Below are 19,025 nucleotides of genomic sequence, written 5' to 3'. Positions count from 1 at the left end.
GCCGGAGGGACCGTACGACCATGAGCAAGCCGCTGAAGCAGATCCATCTGGCCGCCCATTTCCCCGGCGTGAACAACACCACCGTGTGGAGCGACCCGGAGGCCGGCAGCCACATCGAGTTCAGCTCCTTCGCGCACTTCGCGCGGACCGCCGAACGCGCCAAGTTCGACTTCCTGTTCCTCGCCGAGGGACTGCGGCTGCGTGAACAGGGCGGCAGGATCTACGACTTGGACGTCGTGGGACGACCCGACACCTTCACGATCCTCACCGCGCTCGCCGCCGTCACCGAACATCTCGGTCTCACCGGCACCATCAACTCCACGTTCAACGAGCCGTACGAGGTGGCCCGCCAGTTCGCCAGCCTCGACCACCTCTCCGGCGGGCGCGCCGCGTGGAACGTCGTCACTTCCTGGGACGCCTTCACAGGCGAGAACTTCCGCCGCGGGGGCTTCCTCCCGCAGGAGGAGCGGTACTCCCGGGCCAAGGAGTTCCTCACCACCGCGCATGAGCTCTTCGACTCGTGGCACGGCGACGAGATCGCCGCCGACCAGGAGAGTGGCACCTTTCTGCGCGACGCGAAGGCCGGAGCCTTCGTGCACAAGGGACAGCACTTCGACATCGAGGGGCAGTTCAACGTCCCGCGCAGCCCGCAGGGCCGGCCGGTGGTCTTCCAGGCGGGTGACTCCGACGAGGGCCGCGAGTTCGCCGCCTCCCACGCCGATGCGATCTTCAGCCGGTACAGCACGCTCAAGGAAGGCCAGGCGTTCTACACGGACGTCAAGGGCCGCCTGGCCCGCCACGGCCGCAGCCGCGACCAGCTGCTGATCCTGCCCGCCGCGACCTTCGTCCTCGCGGACACCGACGCCGAGGCGCAGGAGCGCGCCCGCGAGGTGCGCCGACAGCAGGTCAGCGGTGCCACGGCCATCAAGCACCTGGAATTCGTCTGGAACCGCGACCTGTCCGGGTACGACCCGGACGGCCCGCTCCCCGACATCGATCCCGACCTCGGCGAGCACACCATCGCGCGCGGCCGCGCCCAGGTGCGCATGTACCGCGACCCGCTGGCCACCGCCCGGGAGTGGCGGGAGCGGGCGGCGGCCAACAACTGGTCGATCCGCGACCTGGTCATCGAGACCGGCAACCGGCAGTCCTTCATCGGCTCCCCGGCCACCGTCGCCGAGACCATCAACTCCTTCGTCCAGGCCGACGCCTCGGACGGTTTCATCCTCGTCCCGCACATCACTCCGGGGGGTCTCGACGCCTTCGCCGACACCGTGGTCCCGCTGCTCCAGGAGCGCGGGGTCTTCCGCACGGAGTACGAGGGCACTACTCTGCGCGATCACCTCGGCCTGACTCATCCCGACGCGAGCGCGCCGGGCGAACGGGTCGCGTCGTGAACCGGCCATGCGGGGCTTCTTGCGAGGGAGGGCGGCATGAGGCGATCGGCCCGGGCTGCCGTGGTGCTCCTCTGTGCCGGGCTGCCGGTGCTGGGAGCCTGCGATGACGGCGGCGACGACACCGGTACCAAGGGGACGAAGACGGCCACGACAAAGGCCACGGCCAACGACTTCGGATGTCTGGCGGGCCAACAGCTCAAGCACTCGGTGACCTTCAAGGACACCGAGGGCAGCGACGTCGACGGCTACGAGACGGGCACCGGCGCCACCGGAATCGTCCTGTCCCACCAGTCGAACAACGACGTCTGCTCCTGGATCCCGTCCGCCGACGAACTCGCTGCGGCCGGTTACCGGGTGCTCGCCGTCAACAGCAACTCCTCCGAAGTCCCGGAGATCGAAGGCGCCGCCGCCCGGCTGCGGAGCCAAGGAGCGCAGAAGATCCTTCTGATGGGTGCCTCGAAGGGAGGCACCGCCTCCCTCGTTGCCGCCTCGAAGATCGAGCCGGCCGTCGCGGCGGTGGTGTCTCTCTCGGGTCCGGGCCTCTACAGTGACATGGACGCCACGAAGGCGGTCCCGGACCTGACCATGCCCGTCTACTTCCTCGCGGCGGCGGGCGACGAGCGGTTCGCCCAGGACGCCAAGGACCTCGACAAACTGGCGAAGAAGTCCCACGGCGAACGGTTGGAGACGGTCTCGGGCGCCGCCCATGGAAGCGACATCCTGCTGCAACAGCCGTCCGTCTGGGACGAGGTCAAGGCCTTCCTCAAGAAGCACGCCTGACCTCGGCCGTGGTGGTCCGGCTCGGCGTCAACAGCAACGGCACGATCTTCGCGCGGGACTTCTTCAGCCCCAGCAATGCCCCGAACCTCGACCAGAACGACACCGCACGGGCGCACGTTCCACCGCTACGACCTCGAGAGCACAGGGACCGTCGGCAGTGTCGGCCCCCGCACGGACACCCACAAGCCGCTGCTCGATCCGCCCGGCGCCGAACCGCGGCTGCCGCCGGGCATCGCGGGCGCGCTCGGCGCCGTCACACGGCCCGAGGGCGGCGCCCAGGTGACGTACGACGGCGCCCCGTTGTACCGGTCCACCACGGACCACATGCCGTCCGAAACCGAAGGAGCCGACCTGCACCGGCACGTGATCAACCCTCGGAACGCGCCGGTACCGGCAGGGACGACGGGCTGACGTAGTCCGCGGGCCTCCGGTCGCCCCGGCTCCACAGCCATGTGATGTCGCGGCCGAACGACCAGACGAGCAGCGTGAGGGCCAGCAGCACGGCCCCGACGGTCACCGCGTGCGGCAGGATCCCGGCGCCCGCGACCAGCAGCACGATGCCCTGCAGGGCCGCCACCGTCTTGCGCGCCATGCTCGGCGGCAGCGCGGCGTTCAGCCAGGGCAGCACGCGCGCGGCGGCCACGAAGGCGTACCGCATCGTGCCGATCAGCAGCACCCACGGGCCGAGCGACATCGCGACGTACACGCTCAGCACCAGGATCAGGAACGCGTCGACCTCCATGTCGAAGCGGGCACCCAGCGCCGAGGACGTTCCGGTGCGGCGGGCGACCTTGCCGTCGACGCCGTCGAGGATCAGGGCGACCGCCGTCAGACCGACCAGCAGGGTGACCGGGGGCGAACTCTGGAAGGAGTCCGCGACCAGGGCGGTGACGCCGCCGACCAGGATCGCCCGGCCCAGCGTCACCCGATTGGCGGGACCGAACGAGCGGGGCTGCGATCGGCGCAGGGCGCGGGTCAGGACCGCCCAGGTGGCGATCGCGAAGGCCAGGCCGGTCAGCCAGCCCGCGGGCCCCATCCCGATCGCCGTGCCCAGCAGAGCCAGCAACAGGAGCTGCACACCCGCTCCCACCGTGGTCTCCTGCGCCAGGAGCCTCGCGTCGTAAGTGTTGTTCAGGGCCACCGCACATCCTCCGGCCATATGACAGAGTCGATCAACGCCGCGTACAGTGCGCGGCTTGTCACCGCTCCGTACGTGAAGATCTGCTGAATCGTTCAGGGGGACGCTCATGGAACTCACAGCTCGCGCCTTCTGGCTCCGGTCGCCCGGGCACGGCGAGATACGGGAAGTCGCCCTTCCGGCACCCGCCGAGGGGGAGGTGCTGGTGCGCACGCTCTGCTCCGGGGTGAGCCGGGGCACCGAGACACTCGTCTTCCGCGGGGGTGTTCCGGAAAGTCAGCATGCTTTGATGCGTGCACCGTTCCAGGACGGGGACTTCCCCGCACCGGTCAAATACGGCTATTTGAGCGTCGGCCGCGTGGAGGAAGGACCCGTGTCGCTGCGCGGGCGGACCGTCTTCTGCCTGTATCCGCACCAGACGCGGTACGTCGTCCCGGCGAGCGCCGTCACGGTCGTACCGGACTCGGTCCCCGCCTCGCGCGCCGTGCTCGCCGGGACCGTCGAGACCGCGGTGAACGCCCTGTGGGACGCCGCCCCGCTGATCGGCGACCGGATCGCCGTGGTGGGCGGCGGCATGGTCGGCTGCTCCGTCGCCGCGCTCCTCGCCCGCTTCCCGGGCGTCCGTGTCCAGCTGGTCGACGCCGACCCGGCACGCGGCGACATCGCCCGGGCCCTCGGCGTCGACTTCGCGCTCCCCGAGGACGCCGCCGGCGAGTGCGACCTCGTCGTGCACGCGAGCGCCACCGAGGCCGGCCTCACCCGGTCGCTGGAACTCCTCCGCCCGGAGGGGACCGTGCTCGAACTGAGCTGGTACGGCGACCGGCGCGTCAGTCTGCCGCTGGGGGAGGCCTTCCACTCCCGGCGCCTTGTCGTGCGCAGCAGCCAGGTGGGTTCCGTTTCCCCGGCACGCCGGGACAGCAGGACGTATGCCGACCGGCTCGCGCTCGCCCTCGAACTCCTCGCCGAACCTGCCTTCGATGCGCTGATCACCGGCGAGTGCGGCTTCGAGGAACTGCCGGACGTGATGGCGAAGCTCGCCTCCGGATCGATACCCGGGTTGTGCCACCGCGTGGTCTACGACGACGTTTGAGCACGGAACAGCCAGCCTGACCTCCAACAACTTCGAAGAAAGGGGAACAGGCGGCTGAACAAGGAGAACGGGGCAGCCGTACTACACGGCGTGCCCCGGCAGGGGATCAGACGCGCCGCACCTGGAGGGTCGTCCGTTGTTCAGCATCACCGTCCGCGATCACCTGATGATCGCCCACAGCTTCCGTGGCGAGGTCTTCGGCCCCGCGCAGCGCCTGCACGGGGCGACGTTCCTGGTGGACGCCACCTTCCGGCGCACCGAGCTGGACGACGACAACATCGTCGTCGACATCGGTCTGGCCACCCAGGAACTCGGCGCCGTCGTGAGCGAGTTGAACTACCGCAATCTCGACAACGAGTCGGACTTCAAGGACACCAACACCTCGACCGAGTTCCTGGCCAAGGTCATCGCCGACCGACTCGCCGACCGTGTCCACGCCGGGGCACTCGGTGAAGGCGCCCACGGCCTGTCCGGCATCACGGTCACGCTGCACGAGTCGCACATCGCCTGGGCGAGTTACGAGCGTGCGCTGTGACCGACACGACCCTGGACCAGGCGTCCCTGAACAGGGGCCACCCCTCCCTGAATTACGTGCCCGTACAGAACGAGGCCCTCAAGAACGCCGAGATCATCCCCATGTCCCTGCGCTCCGTGCACTTCGTGATGCCGGGCGGCGTCGACGACCCGGCCGCGCCGAGCGGCGGCAACGCCTACGACCGGCGACTCTGCCTGGACCTGCCCGGCTTCGGCTGGCAGGTCCACCGGCACGCCGTCGCGGGCAGCTGGCCCAGCCCCGGATCCGCCGCCCGTACGGAACTGGCCCGTACGCTCCGTGACTTGCCGGACGGCACCGTCGTCCTGCTCGACGGACTCGTCGCCTGCGGCGTCCCCGAGATCATCGTCCCCGAGGCCGAACGGCTGTGCCTCGCCGTCCTGGTACATCTGCCGCTCGGCGACGAGACGGGACTCGCACCCACCGTGGCCGCCGACCTGGACGCCCGTGAACGTACGACGCTGCGGGCCGTGTCGGCCATCGTCGCCACCAGCGACTGGGCGGTCCGCCGGCTCGTCGCCCACCACGGGCTCGCCCCCGACCGCGTCCATGTCGCCGCGCCCGGCGCCGACATCGCGCCGCTCGCCTCCGGCACCGACGGCGTCTCGCGACTGCTGTGCGTCGCCGCGGTCACCCCACGCAAGGGACAGCACCGGCTGGTCGAGGCCCTCGCGACCGTCACCGACCTCCCCTGGAGCTGCGTCTGCGTCGGCGGACTCGGCCAGGATCCGGCGTACGTCGCCGGGCTGCGCGCCCTGATCGAGAAGCACGGCCTCGGCGACCGTCTGCACCTCGCCGGACCGCAGGCCGGCGCCGAACTCGACGCGAGCTACGCCGCGGCGGACCTCATGGTCCTCACTTCCTACGCCGAGACGTACGGCATGGCCGTCACCGAGGCCCTCGCGCGCGGGATCCCCGTCCTGGCGACGGACGTCGGCGGCCTTCCCGAGGCGGTCGGGCGGGCACCCGACGGCGGGGTGCCCGGCATCCTCGTACCACCGGAGGATCCGGCGGCCCTGGCCGCGGAGCTGCGCGGCTGGTTCGGCGAGGCCGATGTACGCCGCCGCCTCAAGGCGGCGGCGCGGGGCCGCCGCGCCGCACTGGACGGCTGGGCCACGACGGCCCGCAGCCTGGCCGGCGTGCTGGGCCGACTGCCCCGGGAACCTCGGAGGGCGGCGTGAGTACGGCTACGACTCCTGCGGGGGTACCCGGACACGGTCCGGCGGTGCCCGGCGGCTCCGGGAAGATTGCGAGGACTGGTGTGCCTGGTCAGCGAGTCGGTGCGGCCGAGGCCGACGACGTGCCTCGCTACGCCCCCCAGTGGCTCCAGTTGCGGGAGGGCGCCGACGCCGACGCGCGGGCGCCCGAACTGCTCGACCCGTTGCGCATCCGGCTGACGAACCGGCCGCGGCGCGGCGGCGACCTGGTGATTCACGATCTCGGCTGCGGAACCGGCTCCATGGGCCGCTGGCTCGCGCCTCGTCTGGACGGTGCCCAGCACTGGATCCTGCACGACCGGGACCCGTATCTGCTGCACTTCGCGACGGTGGGGGCGCCCCGGGCGGCCGCCGACGGCAGCCCTGTCACGGTCACCACGCAGCGCGGCGACATCGGCCGGCTGACCGCCGACGCCCTGGCCGGGGCCTCGCTGGTGACCGCCTCCGCGCTGCTCGACGTGCTCACCGGCGAGGAGATCGACCGGCTCGCGGCGGCCTGCGCCGGCGCCGGGGTCCCGGCGCTGCTGACGCTGTCCGTCGTGGGGCGGATCGAACTCGCGCCGGCCGACCCGCTCGACGCCGAGTTCGCCGAGGCGTTCAACGCCCACCAGCGGCGCGGCGAGCTGCTCGGCCCCGACGCCATCACGGTGGCCTGCGAGGCCTTCGGCCGATACGGCGCGACCGTACGGGTGCATCCGAGCCCCTGGCGGCTCGGCCCCGACGACGCCGCGCTCATCGAGGAGTGGCTGCGCGGCTGGGTCGGCGCGGCCTGCGAGCACCGGCCCGACCTCGCAGCGCGTGCGGAGACGTATCTGCGCTCCCGTCTGACGGCGTGCGCCGCGGGCGAGTTGCGGGCGGTGGTCCACCACAGCGATCTGCTGGCGCTGCCCGGGGCGACAGGTGATGCCGCGTGAGCGCGGGGGCGGAAGCGGTGGAGGTGGACGCGAGCGCCGTCCGTACACGCACGAAGGACGCGAGCGCGGTCCCGGCCCGCGGGAACGGTGCCCGGCCGGGCGTGATCCACACCCTCGGCCAGGCGGCCGCCGTCAGGAACCGCGGCGAAGCCGAACTGACCCCGGCACGCTGCACGGTGGGCCAGGATGCCGCGCGCGGTGCGGCGGAGCCGGTCCGGGCCGAGGGCGGGGCGGAGTCGGCCGCCAGCCTCAGCGGAGTGGGTTCGACCCCTGTCCGGGGCGCGGCAGACCAGGCTCCCACTCGCGGTGCGGCGGCCCAGCTCCGGGCCCGGAGCACGGCGGCCGCGATGGGCGTCGGCGACAGCGAGGCGGCCCCGGCCCGAACTCGGACCGCCGCAGGCCTGCGGGCTCGGCTCGGCTCGCGCAAGATCCGTACGCACCTCGGCACCGCCGCCGGTGTCGTCATCCTCGGGGTGCTGCTCTGGCGGCTCGGCACCGGGGTCTTTCTGGACGGGCTGCGGCGGATCGACGGTGTGACGCTGCTGGCGGCGCTCGGGCTCGGGCTGCTCACCACGGTGCTGAGCGCGTGGCGGTGGAGCCTGGTGGCCCGTGGGCTGCACATCCGGCTGCCGTTGGGGTCGGCCGTCGCGGACTACTACCGGGCGCTGTTCCTGAACGCGGCGCTGCCCGGCGGGGTGCTCGGCGATGTGCACCGCGCCGTACGGCACGGACAGAGCGCCGGGGACATGGGGCGTGGAGTGCGCGCGGTGGTGCTCGAACGGACCGCGGGGCAGGCCGTGTTGGTGGCCGTCGGCGCGACCGTGCTGCTCACGCAGCCGTCGCCGGTGCTCGCCGACACCCGGCAGCTCGCGGTGATCCTGGCGAGCGTTTCGGTGTGCGGAGTCGTGACCGTGGGCGCCGTGCGCAGGGGCCGGTCGCCCGGCCGCTCCCAGCGGTACGGAGCCGTGCGCGCCGCGCTCACCGAGGCGCGGGGCGCGCTGCTCGCCCGTGGCAGCTGGCCCGGCGTGCTGCTCTCGTCGGCGCTGGTGCTGGCCGGCCACCTGGCCATGTTCGTGCTCGCCGCCCGGGTCGCCGGATCCACCGCGTCCGCCGCCCAGTTGATGCCGCTGGCGCTGCTGGCCCTGCTCGCCATGGGGCTGCCGCTGAACGTCGGCGGCTGGGGCCCCAGGGAGGGCGTCACCGCCTGGGCGTTCGGCGCCGCGGGGCTCGGCGCGAGCATGGGCCTGACCGTCGCCGTGGTCTACGGAGTGCTCAGCTTCGCGGCGAGCCTGCCCGGCGCCGTTGTCCTGGTCGTCCGGTGGTGCGCGGCGCTCCGGCGCCCTCGCGAGGAGAGCGCAGGAGGGCACGATCAATGCCGACGATCAACGACCGGCGAGGTTCCCGCATCCGAGGCTTGCGAAGGCAGCGTCTCGGCCGTCACCAGGGAGAAATACGCCCCGAAGGAATCGGTCAGCGCCGCCAGCAGCTCCTTCCCCTTCTCGGCGGCAGCCATCGAGGGACGGCCGATGACACCGGACTCGGTATAGCCGGACATGCCGAGGGTGAGCAGATGCCGCCGGTCGTCGGCAAGGAAATCGGAGGTCTCGTAACCGGCTTTGACCAATTCCGGATGGGCATGCAGAAGAATGGAGGTCTCGATTTCTCCCGCATGCATGTCACTGAGCAACGAGGTCTGTACACCGGCTCGTTCACGCGCCGCTTCCCAGTCCTCCATGGCCGGGAAAAGCGCCATACGGGTACCGCTGCCGACGGATTCCTGAACCACATTGCCCAGTACGTAATTTCCGCCGTGCCCGTTGACCAGCACCAGGGTGTCGACGCCCGAGGCGCGCAACGAGTCGGCGATGTCCCGTACCACCGCGTGAAGCGTGACGGCGGAAATGCTGACCGTCCCCGGCCAGCCCGCGTGCTCGTGCGAGCAGGAGATCGTCACCGGAGGAAGGAGATGGACCGGATAGGCGGCGGCAACCTCCCGCGCGATGGCGCACGCGACGAGCGTGTCGGTCGCCAAAGGCAGGAACGGACCGTGCTGTTCGAAGCTGCCGACGGGAAGGACGGCGACCTGACGGGCGACATCGGCCCCCCGCTCCCGTACATCCTCCGTGGTGTCCAACGGCAACAGACCGGATACCGTCGAGCGCGTTCCCGAACTACTCATGTTTTCACGGCCCTTTCGACTCTGCTTAGGAACCAGATCATGACAGATAACTTTGGCGTACTCGGCGGGAATGCCCACCACACAGGTGTCGAACGAGTCGTGATTGCCCCCCTGCCCACCAAGTACGGCAATTTCCACGCCGTCGGCTACCTCGACCACGATCGGGGCGAGGAACAAGTGGCCCTGGTGTACGGGGACTTGGACGCCATTGCGGAAGGCGACGTGCTCACCCGGCTCCATTCGGAATGCCTGACCGGAGACGCCTTCGGGTCCACGCACTGCGAGTGCGGCCCCCAACTCGCCGCCGCACTGCGCGCCATCGTCGCCGAGGGCCGAGGCATCCTCGTCTACCTTCGGGGCCACGAGGGCCGGGGCATCGGCCTGCTCGCCAAGCTGCGCGCGATGAAGCTCCAGGCGGAAGGCCTGGACACCGTCGAAGCGAACCTGGCCCAGGGCCTCCCGGTGGACGCCCGTGACTACGGAGTGGCGGCGGAGATTCTGCACGACCTCGGCGTACGGTCCGTACGGCTGCTGTCGAACAACCCGCGCAAGCGGGAGTCGCTGCTGCGCAACGGCATCAAGGTCGCCGAGCAGGTGCCGCTGCTGATCCCGCCGTGCGAGGAGAACCTCAGCTATCTGCTGACCAAGCGGGAGCGCCTGGACCACTACCTGCCCCACCTGGACGGCGGCGATTGGGCGCAGGCGATCTTTTGCGGATCGTCGAAGACGGTTATCACTGAGGAGTGACCGAAGACTACGTATGCGAGGGACCCGGCGAAGACGCCGTCGGCCCGCTGTACCTCTCGGGTGAGCAGGTCGGGGAGCTGCTGGACACCGACGCGGCGATCGCCTCGCAGCGGGCGGCCTTCACCGCGCTCGGTGACGGCACCGCGGAGCTCCCGGGGAAGATCATGCACCCCAGCCGCTTCGACGACAGCGTCGTCTTCGCGTATCTGGCGCGGCTGTCCGCGGACACCGGGGCGGTCGCCAAGATCGGCAGCGTCAATCCGGGCAACGCGGCGGCCGGGCGGCCCACCATTCACGCGGTGATCAACGCGCTGGACCCGGTCACCGGGCAGCTCGCCGCCGTCATGGACGGCACCGCGGTGACGACCCTGCGCACGGCCGCGGCGAGCGCCGTCGCCTTCGACGCGCTGGCCACCGCCGACAGCACCGAACTCGGTCTCCTCGGCTCCGGCACCCAGGCCCTCGCCCACGCGCGGGCGGTGGCCCGTGTCCGGGAACTGAGATCCGTACGGGTGTGGAGCCCGAACCCGGGACGACGGGCGCACGCGGCGCAGCGCCTCGCCGCCGAACTCGGCGTCGCCGCCAAGGCCGTCGACACGGCCGAGGAAGCCGTGGTCGGCCTTCCGATGGTCGCGGCCTGCACCCTCAGCCCCACGCCCGTGGTGCGTGGCGAGTGGCTGGCGGCGGGCTGCACGGTCGTCAGCGTCGGCTCCTTCGAGCCCACGCGCAGCGAGGTCGACGGGGAGGTGGTACGGCGGGCCGCCGTGGTGGTCGTCGACGATCCGAAGACCGCGGCGGAGCACGCCGGGCCGGTGGTCGACGCCCTGCGAGACGGGCGGCTCGCCCGAGAGGACCTGATCCCGCTCGGCGGCGTGCTCACCGGCCGGCACACGGCTCGTACGCGCCCCGACGACATCGTCTTCTACAACAGCGTCGGTCTCGGGATCCAGGACGCCGCCGCGGCCTGGGCCGTGATCGACGCGGCCCGGGCGCGAGGGGCACACCGATGAACCCGAGCCGGACGGACGCGCCGGTGGACAGGACCGCGCGGGTCGTCGTCATCGGCGGCGGCGTGATGGGCACGAGCATCGCCTACCACCTGGCCCGCGCCGGGGTGCGCGACGTGGTGCTCGTGGAGCGCGACGAACTCGCCTCCGGGTCGACCTCGCGAGCGGCGGGCGGGGTCCGGGCGCAGTTCTCCGACGAGCTCAACATCCAGCTCGGCGCCCGCAGTCTGGAGGCGTTCGCCCGATTCGGCGAGGAACCGGGCCAGGACATCGGGCTGCACCGGGTCGGCTACCTGTTCCTGCTCTCCACGCCCGAGGAGGTCGCCGCGTTCGAGGCCGGGGTGCGGCTGCAGAACGCGCTCGGGGTACCCAGCCGCATGATCGACCCGGCCGAGGCGCGCCGACTGTCACCGCTGATCATCACCGACGGGCTGCTGGCCGCGGCCTTCTCGCCGGACGACGGACACTGCACGCCCGAGTCCGTGGTCCAGGGCTACGCGGCCGGGGCGCGGCGTCATGGCGCGACGGTGCTGCGGCACTGCGAGGTCACCGGCATCGAGACACACGGCGACACCATCACGGCCGTGGTCACCGACCGGGGCCGGATCGCCACCGACACGGTCGTCTGTGCGGCGGGCGCCTGGTCGAGGGCCGTCGGCGCGATGGCCGGCGTGGACCTCCCGGTGCAGCCGCTGCGCCGCCAGGTCGCCGTCACCGAACCCGTCCAGGGAATGCCGCCCGACCTCCCCATGACCATCGACTTCACGACCAGTCTCTACTTCCACCGCGAGGGACCCGGTCTCCTCCTCGGTATGTCCGACCCCGACGAGACCCCGGGCTTCTCCACGCAGACGCACGACCGCTGGATCCCGCACCTCTCCGCGGCGATGGAGCGGCGCGCTCCCGCCCTGCTCGACCTGCGCAGGACGGGCGGCTGGGCGGGCCTGTACGAGATCACCCCGGACCACAACGCGCTGATCGGCGAGGCGAGTTCGTGCTCGCGCTTCCTGTACGCGACCGGTTTCTCGGGCCACGGGTTCCTACAGGGTCCCGCCGTCGGCGAGGTCGTCCGCGATCTGTACCTGGGCCGCGCCCCCTTCGTCGACATCGGCCCCCTGAGCGCGGACCGCTTCGCCGCCGACGCCCCGCGCCCTGAGGTCAACCTTGTGTGACCCGCCGGGTCAGTCGAACACCGCCTCGTGCACGAGCCGCTTGAGTTCGGGAAAGAGCGAGTTGGATGTCGTCGGGCGGACCTGGGTGAAGAACTGCACGGTCAGGTCGCGGCGCGGGTCCACCCAGAACGTCGTACTGGCCACTCCGCTCCAGCCGAACGCGCCCTCGCCGGCGGGGGACCGGGTGATGCCCGGGTCCACCACGACCGAGACGCCGAGGCCGAAGCCGAGGCCCGCGTTGCCGGGTTCCTGGTGGACGGGGGTGCCGAAGGTGCGGCGGTCGGCGTTGCCCGGGAGGTGGTTGGAGACCATCGTGTCGACGGTCTCGGGGGTCAGCAGGCGGGTTCCGTCGAGTTCGCCGCGGCGGCGGAGCATGTCCGTGAAGCGGTGGTAGTCGTGGGCGGTGGCCACCATGCCGCCGCTGCCGGACAGGAAGCGGGGGCGGCCGTGCAGTGGGAGCCCGGCGATCGGGGTGATCCCGCCCTTGTCGTCCTCCCCGTACAGCTCGGCGAGCCGGCCGGCCTGCTCGTCGGTGACACAGAACCCGGCGTCCGCCATCCCCAGCGGGGCGAAGATCCGCTCGCGGAGGAAGTCGTCGAGATCCCGGCCGGACACCACCTCGATGACACGACCGAGGACATTGGTGGCGACCGAATAGTTCCACCGGCTGCCCGGCTCGAACTGGAGCGGTAGGGAGGCGTACACGTCGATGGCCTCGGCCAGGTTCGCGCCCGGCGGCACCGACGACTCCATACCGGCGTCCCGGTAGAGCGCGTCGACGGGGTGGGAGTGGTAGAAGCCGAAGGTCAGGCCCGCGGTGTGCGTCAACAAGTGGCGGAGCAGGATCGGTTGTCCGGCCGGGCGGGTCGTCGGATCGGGGCCGGATCCGCTGACGTAGACCCGCGGGTCGGCGAAGGCGGGAAGGAAGTCGGCCACGGGGTCGTCGAGTCGGAGGCGCCCCTCTTCGAGGAGCATCAGCGCGGCGACCGAGGTGACCGGCTTGGTCATGGAGTAGATGCGCCACAAGGTGTCGCTCTCCACGGGGAGCCGGGCCGCGCGGTCACGGCAGCCGTATGTGGTGAGGTGCGCGACACGGCCGTGCCGGGCCACGGACACGAGGTAGCCGGGCAGCCGGCCGTCGTCCACCAAGTGGGCGAAGTGCTGGTCGAGGCGGGCCAGCGCCTTCGGATCGAGGCCGGCCTCGCGCGGCTCGACCTCCTGTCGCAGGTCTCCCATGAGTCTCCTTCGGGCTGCGGCGCTCCTATCCTCATGGTCTCGTACGGAGGGGTGAAGCGTCCCCCGGGAGACCTTGATCGGCGGTCACGACACCCGCGCGCCCGGGAAGTCTGAGGGCGAGCGGCACACCGATCGCGGACACCGCCGCGAGCGCCGTCAGCGGGGGACCCATCGCGACACCGCTCGTGAGCGTCATCAGCGTCGCCGCCGTCGCGACGCCCAGCGTGGGCCCGACGTTCATCGCCGTCTGCTGGAGTCCGCCCGCCACGCCCGCCACGCCCGCCGACTCCGCCGAGGCGTGCCGTACGACGACCGCCGTCGCGGTGACCATCACCGTGGCGAAGCCGGCGCCCAGCAGCAGGAAGCCGGTGCCGATCGGCACCGCGGTCGACGCCTCGTCGATCCGGGACAACACAATGACGCCCAGCGTGAGGACGCCCACGCCCGCCACGGTCGTCCGGCGCGCGCCGAACCTGCGCAGGAGTACGGCGGAGAGGGGAGCGCCGAGCACCATCATCACGGCCGCGGGCAGTGCCCGCAGGCTGGTCTGCAACGGGTCCAGGCCCAGGGTCTCCTGGAGGAAGTAGCTGCCGACGAACAGTGCGCCCAGCATCGACGCCGACGCGGCCACCAGAATGCCCAGAGCCGCGCCGATGGCTGCCGAGCCGAGGACATCGGACGGGACCAGCGGGCTCGCGGTGCGGCGTTCATGGCGTACGAACGCGGCTCCCGCGGCGGCGACGACGACCAGCCCGAGCACGGTTGCCGCGGTCCAGCCCGCCTCCGGTATCTCGACCAGCGTCTGCACCAGGCCGACCAGGGCCACCGCGAGCAGGCAGGCGCCGGGCAGGTCGAGCCTGCCGGCCGCCGGGGCCCTGTCCCGGGCCGGACCACGGACGGCGAGCGCCAGTGCCCCCATCACGAGTGCGGGCACCACGTTGAGGAAGAAGACCGCCCGCCACCCGAGATGGGTGACCAGCGCGCCGACGACCAGCGGACCGGCCGCGGCCGCGAGACCGATGGCGCTCGTGCGCAGTGCGATGGGCATCCCGAGCCGATCGGGAGGGTACGCGGCGCGCAGCATCCCGAGCGTGGCCGGTTGCAGCAGTGCGCCGAACACGCCCTGCGCGACGCGCAGCGCGATCACCCAGCCGATGCCGGGCGCGAGACCGATCCCCGCCGATGTGGCGCCGAAGCCCAGAATGCCCACGGCGAAGACCACTTGATGGCCGTACCGGTCCCCGAGCCGGCCCGCGAACACCAACAGGCCGGCCACCGCGATGAGATAGCCGGTGCTCGTCCACTGGACCTCTGCGAACGAGGCGTGCAGATCGCGTTGCAGCGTGGGCTGCGCGACGATGAGCACGGTTCCGTCCAGTGCCACGATCACGGCACCGAGCACGCTGCTCGCCAGGGTGAGCCGGCGATGGACCGCCGAGCCGGGTGACTTCACCGCTTCTCCGTCCCGAGATGCGCGTCCAGTGCGGCCAGCAACAGGGGTGTGAAGTCGTCGGCTCCCGTGGCCAGTTGGAGGCTGCCCCAGCCCCAGAGCTGGGCGATGCCGTGCAGGTTCGCCCAGAGTGCGCCCGCGACGACCGGGGCATCGGCCTCGGGCCGCGCCCGGCCGACCAGATCCACGAGGACACCGAACAGCGGAAGGCTCGTCTCGCGCAGCCCCAGTTGTCCGCTCTCCAGCAGATCGTGACGGAACATCAGCTCGTACATTCCGCGCTGGGTGAGCGCGAAGTCCAGGTAGACCCTCCCCAGCGTGACGAGCTGGTCGCGAGGGTCTGCCTCGCCGTCGCCGATGGCCGTCGCGGCGCGGGCGCCCAGGTCGGCGAAGCCACGGCGTGCGATGGCCGACAGCAGGTCCAGGTGGGTCGGGAAATAGCGGCGCGGTGCTCCGTGCGAGACACCGGCGCGCCGGGCGATCTCCCGCAGGGTCAGGACCTGTGCGCCCTCCCTGGTCACCAGGTCGACACCGACCTCGACCAGCCGGTCCCGCAGCCCCTTCTCCGATTCGCTCATAGACACTGTCTACCATCCGCTCGTAGACAGTGTCTACGCGGGAATGGCGGCTGCCTTGCGGAGGTTGGTCGATACATGACTCAGGACGCGACGCAGGACGCACTGCTCAAGCTGCTCTCCGAGTACAAGGGCGGGGTGCTCGTCACCCTCAAGAAGGACGGGCGGCCCCAGTTGTCGAACGTCAGCCACGCCTACGACCCCGACGAGCGGATCGTCCGGGTCTCGCTCACCGATGACCGCGCCAAGACCCGCAATCTGCGCCGGGACCCGCGGGCCTCGTACCACGTGACCAGCGAGGACCGCTGGGCGTACACGGTCGCCGAGGGCACGGCCGAGCTGACACCCGTGGCCGAGGACCCGCACGACGAGACGGTCGAGGAGCTGATCCGGCTCTACCGTGACGTCCTGGGCGAGCACCCCGACTGGGACGACTACCGGGCCACCATGGTCCGCGACCGCCGGCTCGTCCTACGGCTGCACGTGGACCGGGCGTACGGCATTCCCCGGGGACGCTGAGTCGGTGTCGGTGTCGGTGTCGGTGTCGGTGTCGGTGTCGGTGTCGGTGCCGGTGCCGGTGTCCGTGCGCGCCTCGATGGCATGGAGGACCGCGACCATGTCGACCCCGCCGTGTCCCAGCGTCACGGTCTCCGTGAAGAGGGCGTGACAGACGTCCAGCAGGGGTGAGGCCAGGCCGGCCCGCCGGGCGGCCTCGGCGATCAACTCGTTGTTCATCAGGACGTTCTGGGCCGCGGCCTGCACGGCGAAGTCGCGGTCCCGCAGCTTCGGGCTCTTCATCCGGGAGACGGGGCTGGCCATCGGACCGGCGTCCAGGACCTCGAGGAACAGCCGGCGGTCCAGGCCCTGCCGGTCGGCGAAGTGGAACGCCTCGGTGAGGCCGGTCACCAGTGTGATCAGGAACAGATTCACCGAGAGCTTCATCATCAGGGCGTTCGGCACCGGTCCGCAGCCGAACGTCTCCCGGCACATGGGTCCGAGCAGCGGGCGCACTTCCCCGACGGTCGCGGGGTCCCCGGCGAGCATCGCCACGAGGTGTCCCGCTTCCGCCGGAACCCGCGAACCGGAGACGGGGGCCTCGGCGTACCGTCCGCCCGCCGCACGGATGTCGGCCTCCAGCTCGCGCGAGTACTCCGGAGACGTCGTGCCCATGTGGACGACGGTGTGCCCGGCGACATACGCGGCGAAGTCCGCCGTGCCGCGTCCGAGAGCGGCGTCGATCGCGGGCCCGTCGGCCAGCATCAGGAAGACGACGCGGGCGCGCTCGAAGACCTCGGCGGGACGCGTCGCCACCTCGGCGCCGGCGGCGCGCAGGGGCTCGGTCTTCGTGGCGGTGCGGTTCCAGACGACGAGCGAGATGCCGGCCCGGGCGAGGTTGAGCGCCATGGGCCCGCCCATGACTCCGAGACCGATGAAACCCACGAACACGATGCACCGCCGTCTCTGGCCGCTGTCCACCCGGGGGGCCGGTGTGTCCGCCGGGCCACCGCCGTTGCCGTCTATGACCGTCGTCATAGTAGCCAGGTCTATGACGACGGTCATAGTGGGTAGTGTGCGTACGTCAGTCCGGGTGGGAGGTCGATGATGACGGTTTCCGAGCGGGGGCCGCGCGAGCGGATGGTGTTCAGCGCGGCACAGCTCATCCGGCGCGACGGGGTCACTGCGACGGGGATGCGTGAGGTCGCCGAGCACGCGCGGGCGCCGCGCGGCTCGCTCCAGCACTACTTCCCGGGCGGCAAGGAGCAGTTGGTCAACGAGGCCGTGGACTGGGCAGGCCGCTACGCCGGCAAGCGCGTCGCCCGCTTCCTCGCCGAGATGCCGGAGCCGACGCCGAGCGGTCTTTTCGCGGCGATGGTGCGGCAGTGGACCGAGGAGTTCCGGACGGTCGGATTCGCCTCGGGCTGCCCCGTCGCGGCGGCGACCGTGGACTGCGCGGAGACCACCGAGTCCACCCGGGCCGCGGCCGCCGCCGCGTTCGCCCGCTGGAACCGACCGGTCGCCGAGGCGCTGACGGACATGGGCGTACCGGCCGAGCGCGCCCAGCCGCTCGCCACGCTCATGATCAGCGCTCTGGAGGGGGCGCTCCTCATCGCCAGAACAGAGCGGGACGTACGCGCCCTGACGACCGTCGCGCAGGAGCTCGGCCCTCTGCTGGACGGCGCGCGGGCGGCGAACAGGTCTTAGGCCGCGCTGCCGCGCCGCTTCGGAAAGCCGTGCGCGCGGGCCGCGATCACCACAGCCGGTACCGGCAGCAGGAGACCGAGGACGGCCCACGGAAGAGACGCCGGACCGAAGAGGTCCAGCAGTACTCCACCCGTGACGCCTCCGCCCGCCATCGCCGCGTTCCACAAGGCGACGAGCATGGCCTGCGCGGCGTCGGCCGCGCCGCCGCCCGCGTCGGCGGCAGCCGTCTGCAACAGGGTGGGCACGCCGCCCCAGCCCAGTCCCCACAGCGCCACCGCGACGAACACGAGCGCGGAACTGTCCGCGAGGAGCGCCAGAACGGTGGCCGCCACCGCGACCAGCAGCGTGCTCGCGACGGTGAGAGCGCGCAACTGCCGGTCGGTGCGGGTTCCCACGATCCAGATGCTCACCATCGACGCGCCGCCGAAGACCAGCAGTACGAGGTCGGTCGAGCCGCCCATGCCGAGGTGTCCGAGGAACGTGGCGATATACGTGTACAGGATCGTGTGGGCCAGCACGAAGACCAGCGTCACGAACAGGACCGGGACGACGCCCGGTACGCGCAGCGCCCGGAGCATCGGGGGTCGTCCTTCATGGCGCTGCCCCGGCTGCTCCGGAACGATCGTCGCGATCCATCCGATCAGCGCGACGGAGAGCGCGGTCATCAGGGAGAACGTCACCCGCCAGCCCAGCAGATCCCCGAGGAACGTCCCCGCGGGCACCCCCAGTGACAGCGCCACCGGGATGCCGGTCATGACGATCGCGATCGCCTTGCCCTGCAAGTGAGATGGCGCCAGACGGCGTGCGTACCCGGCCAGCAGCGCCCAGGCCAGACCCGCGGCCACCCCGGCGACGAACCGGGCCACCATGGTCAGGGGGTACGCCGTCGAGGCCGCCGTGACCGTGTTGGCCGCGGCGAACCCCGCCATCGCCGTGATCAGCAGCCGCCCCCGCTTCCAGCCTGCCGTGGCCGCCGACAGGGGAATCGCCGTGAGCGCGGTCCCGACCGCGTAGATCGTGACCGACTGTCCCATGGCCGACTCCCCGACACCGAGGTCGGCGCTCATCGCGGGCAGCACTCCCGCGGGCAGGGTCTCGGTCAGGCTGGTGATGAACACGGCGGTGGCCAGCGCGAGGAGGGCCCCGAGGGGGAGCTTGGCGTCGTCAACTCGACTGTACGGAAGGGCCGATTGTGTCGTCGTTTCGCTTCGCATGCCGCGTATGGTCAAGCCTGACACTGGTGTCAGGTGCAAGCCGCCGTGCGTGCGCAAGCGCCGGAAGCGGGGAGTGCGGGGGCATGCTGGATGCCGTCCGGTCGGCGGCCATCACGGGCCGCACTCATGTGTCGGGGCAACGACGGTCGAACGG

Annotated in this window: 19 protein-coding genes and 1 pseudogene; 13 read left to right on the top strand and 7 right to left on the bottom strand. The window is 71.5% G+C overall.

The features are described from left to right. Positions 1 to 20 precede the first annotated feature (20 nt). The 3 genes from ACIBK0_RS39005 (at position 21) to ACIBK0_RS38995 (ending at position 2,588) form a co-directional block, all read left to right on the top strand. Positions 21 to 1,397 (top strand): NtaA/DmoA family FMN-dependent monooxygenase, encoded by a 1,377-nt coding sequence (locus ACIBK0_RS39005; RefSeq protein ID WP_399090809.1) that lies wholly within the window; start codon positions 21 to 23, stop codon positions 1,395 to 1,397. Positions 1,398 to 1,433: 36 nt separating this feature from the next. Beyond that, positions 1,434 to 2,177, top strand: coding sequence for an alpha/beta hydrolase family protein (locus tag ACIBK0_RS39000; RefSeq protein WP_399090806.1), 744 nt, complete (start codon positions 1,434 to 1,436; stop codon positions 2,175 to 2,177). Between the two features lie 75 nt (positions 2,178 to 2,252). Further along, a complete protein-coding gene (locus ACIBK0_RS38995; protein ID WP_399090803.1) occupies positions 2,253 to 2,588 on the top strand; it encodes a hypothetical protein in 336 nt (111 codons plus the stop codon). On the opposite strand, the gene ACIBK0_RS38990 is transcribed toward ACIBK0_RS38995, so the two are convergent. Further along, on the bottom strand, positions 2,545 to 3,318 hold the full coding sequence (locus ACIBK0_RS38990) for a CDP-alcohol phosphatidyltransferase family protein (protein ID WP_399090800.1): 774 nt from the start codon (positions 3,316 to 3,318) through the stop codon (positions 2,545 to 2,547). The genes ACIBK0_RS38995 and ACIBK0_RS38990 overlap by 44 nt on opposite strands. A gap of 106 nt (positions 3,319 to 3,424) precedes the next feature. Between ACIBK0_RS38990 and ACIBK0_RS38985 the strand changes: the two genes are divergently transcribed. The 5 genes and pseudogenes from ACIBK0_RS38985 to ACIBK0_RS38965 all read left to right on the top strand — a co-directional run. Next, positions 3,425 to 4,405 (top strand): zinc-binding alcohol dehydrogenase, encoded by a 981-nt coding sequence (locus ACIBK0_RS38985; RefSeq protein WP_399090797.1) that lies wholly within the window; start codon positions 3,425 to 3,427, stop codon positions 4,403 to 4,405. Positions 4,406 to 4,541: 136 nt separating this feature from the next. Then, positions 4,542 to 4,940, top strand: coding sequence for a 6-pyruvoyl trahydropterin synthase family protein (locus ACIBK0_RS38980; protein WP_399090794.1), 399 nt, complete (start codon positions 4,542 to 4,544; stop codon positions 4,938 to 4,940). Continuing rightward, positions 4,937 to 6,139 carry a glycosyltransferase family 4 protein gene (locus ACIBK0_RS38975; protein ID WP_399090791.1) on the top strand — a complete coding sequence of 401 codons (1,203 nt, stop codon included), beginning with the start codon at positions 4,937 to 4,939 and terminating at the stop codon, positions 6,137 to 6,139. Before ACIBK0_RS38980 ends, ACIBK0_RS38975 begins: the two co-directional genes overlap by 4 nt. Then, entirely contained in the window at positions 6,136 to 7,089 is a 954-nt protein-coding gene (locus tag ACIBK0_RS38970; protein ID WP_399090788.1) for a class I SAM-dependent methyltransferase, read from the top strand. The genes ACIBK0_RS38975 and ACIBK0_RS38970 overlap by 4 nt, the downstream gene beginning before the upstream one ends. A gap of 347 nt (positions 7,090 to 7,436) precedes the next feature. Further along, positions 7,437 to 8,321 (top strand): annotated as a pseudogene (locus ACIBK0_RS38965) (lysylphosphatidylglycerol synthase transmembrane domain-containing protein); the annotation flags it as partial. A 137-nt stretch (positions 8,322 to 8,458) separates the two neighbouring features. Here the strand turns inward: ACIBK0_RS38965 and ACIBK0_RS38960 are convergent. Beyond that, positions 8,459 to 9,268, bottom strand: a complete 810-nt coding sequence (locus ACIBK0_RS38960) for a creatininase family protein (protein WP_399090922.1) — start codon at positions 9,266 to 9,268, stop codon at positions 8,459 to 8,461. A 39-nt stretch (positions 9,269 to 9,307) separates the two neighbouring features. Between ACIBK0_RS38960 and ribA the strand changes: the two genes are divergently transcribed. Genes ribA through ACIBK0_RS38945 form a run of 3 tightly spaced genes read left to right on the top strand, consistent with a single transcriptional unit; the run spans position 9,308 to position 12,194 of the window. Then, the gene (gene ribA, locus ACIBK0_RS38955; protein WP_399090785.1) at positions 9,308 to 10,015 is read left to right on the top strand and encodes a GTP cyclohydrolase II; all 708 of its coding nucleotides are present in this window, start codon (positions 9,308 to 9,310) and stop codon (positions 10,013 to 10,015) included. Continuing rightward, on the top strand, positions 10,012 to 11,025 hold the full coding sequence (locus ACIBK0_RS38950) for an ornithine cyclodeaminase family protein (RefSeq protein ID WP_399090782.1): 1,014 nt from the start codon (positions 10,012 to 10,014) through the stop codon (positions 11,023 to 11,025). Before ribA ends, ACIBK0_RS38950 begins: the two co-directional genes overlap by 4 nt. Beyond that, positions 11,022 to 12,194 (top strand): NAD(P)/FAD-dependent oxidoreductase, encoded by a 1,173-nt coding sequence (locus ACIBK0_RS38945; RefSeq protein WP_399090779.1) that lies wholly within the window; start codon positions 11,022 to 11,024, stop codon positions 12,192 to 12,194. Before ACIBK0_RS38950 ends, ACIBK0_RS38945 begins: the two co-directional genes overlap by 4 nt. Positions 12,195 to 12,203: 9 nt before the next feature. On the opposite strand, the gene ACIBK0_RS38940 is transcribed toward ACIBK0_RS38945, so the two are convergent. Genes ACIBK0_RS38940 through ACIBK0_RS38930 form a run of 3 tightly spaced genes read right to left on the bottom strand, consistent with a single transcriptional unit; the run spans position 12,204 to position 15,458 of the window. Continuing rightward, positions 12,204 to 13,430, bottom strand: coding sequence for a serine hydrolase domain-containing protein (locus ACIBK0_RS38940; protein ID WP_399090776.1), 1,227 nt, complete (start codon positions 13,428 to 13,430; stop codon positions 12,204 to 12,206). Between the two features lie 31 nt (positions 13,431 to 13,461). Next, entirely contained in the window at positions 13,462 to 14,883 is a 1,422-nt protein-coding gene (locus tag ACIBK0_RS38935) for an MFS transporter (RefSeq protein WP_399090773.1), read from the bottom strand. Next, entirely contained in the window at positions 14,880 to 15,458 is a 579-nt protein-coding gene (locus ACIBK0_RS38930) for a TetR/AcrR family transcriptional regulator (RefSeq protein ID WP_399090770.1), read from the bottom strand. The genes ACIBK0_RS38935 and ACIBK0_RS38930 overlap by 4 nt, the downstream gene beginning before the upstream one ends. A gap of 75 nt (positions 15,459 to 15,533) precedes the next feature. Here ACIBK0_RS38930 and ACIBK0_RS38925 point away from each other — a divergent pair, with 75 nt between their 5' ends. Next, positions 15,534 to 15,974 (top strand): PPOX class F420-dependent oxidoreductase, encoded by a 441-nt coding sequence (locus tag ACIBK0_RS38925; protein ID WP_399090767.1) that lies wholly within the window; start codon positions 15,534 to 15,536, stop codon positions 15,972 to 15,974. On the opposite strand, the gene ACIBK0_RS38920 is transcribed toward ACIBK0_RS38925, so the two are convergent. After that, positions 15,927 to 16,871, bottom strand: coding sequence for an NAD(P)-dependent oxidoreductase (locus tag ACIBK0_RS38920; RefSeq protein WP_399090919.1), 945 nt, complete (start codon positions 16,869 to 16,871; stop codon positions 15,927 to 15,929). The two genes, ACIBK0_RS38925 and ACIBK0_RS38920, sit on opposite strands and share 48 nt — an antisense overlap. Positions 16,872 to 17,057: 186 nt before the next feature. On the opposite strand from ACIBK0_RS38920, the gene ACIBK0_RS38915 reads away from it, so the two are divergent. Further along, the gene (locus ACIBK0_RS38915; RefSeq protein WP_399090916.1) at positions 17,058 to 17,657 is read left to right on the top strand and encodes a TetR/AcrR family transcriptional regulator; all 600 of its coding nucleotides are present in this window, start codon (positions 17,058 to 17,060) and stop codon (positions 17,655 to 17,657) included. On the opposite strand, the gene ACIBK0_RS38910 is transcribed toward ACIBK0_RS38915, so the two are convergent. Then, positions 17,654 to 18,871, bottom strand: coding sequence for an MFS transporter (locus ACIBK0_RS38910; protein WP_399090764.1), 1,218 nt, complete (start codon positions 18,869 to 18,871; stop codon positions 17,654 to 17,656). The two genes, ACIBK0_RS38915 and ACIBK0_RS38910, sit on opposite strands and share 4 nt — an antisense overlap. Positions 18,872 to 19,025 lie beyond the last annotated feature (154 nt).

This window comes from Streptomyces sp. NPDC050564, assembly GCF_044457265.1.
Lineage (GTDB): Bacteria > Actinomycetota > Actinomycetes > Streptomycetales > Streptomycetaceae > Streptomyces.
Note: the sequence above shows the minus strand (reverse complement) of the source record. Positions and strands in the feature narration are given on the sequence as shown.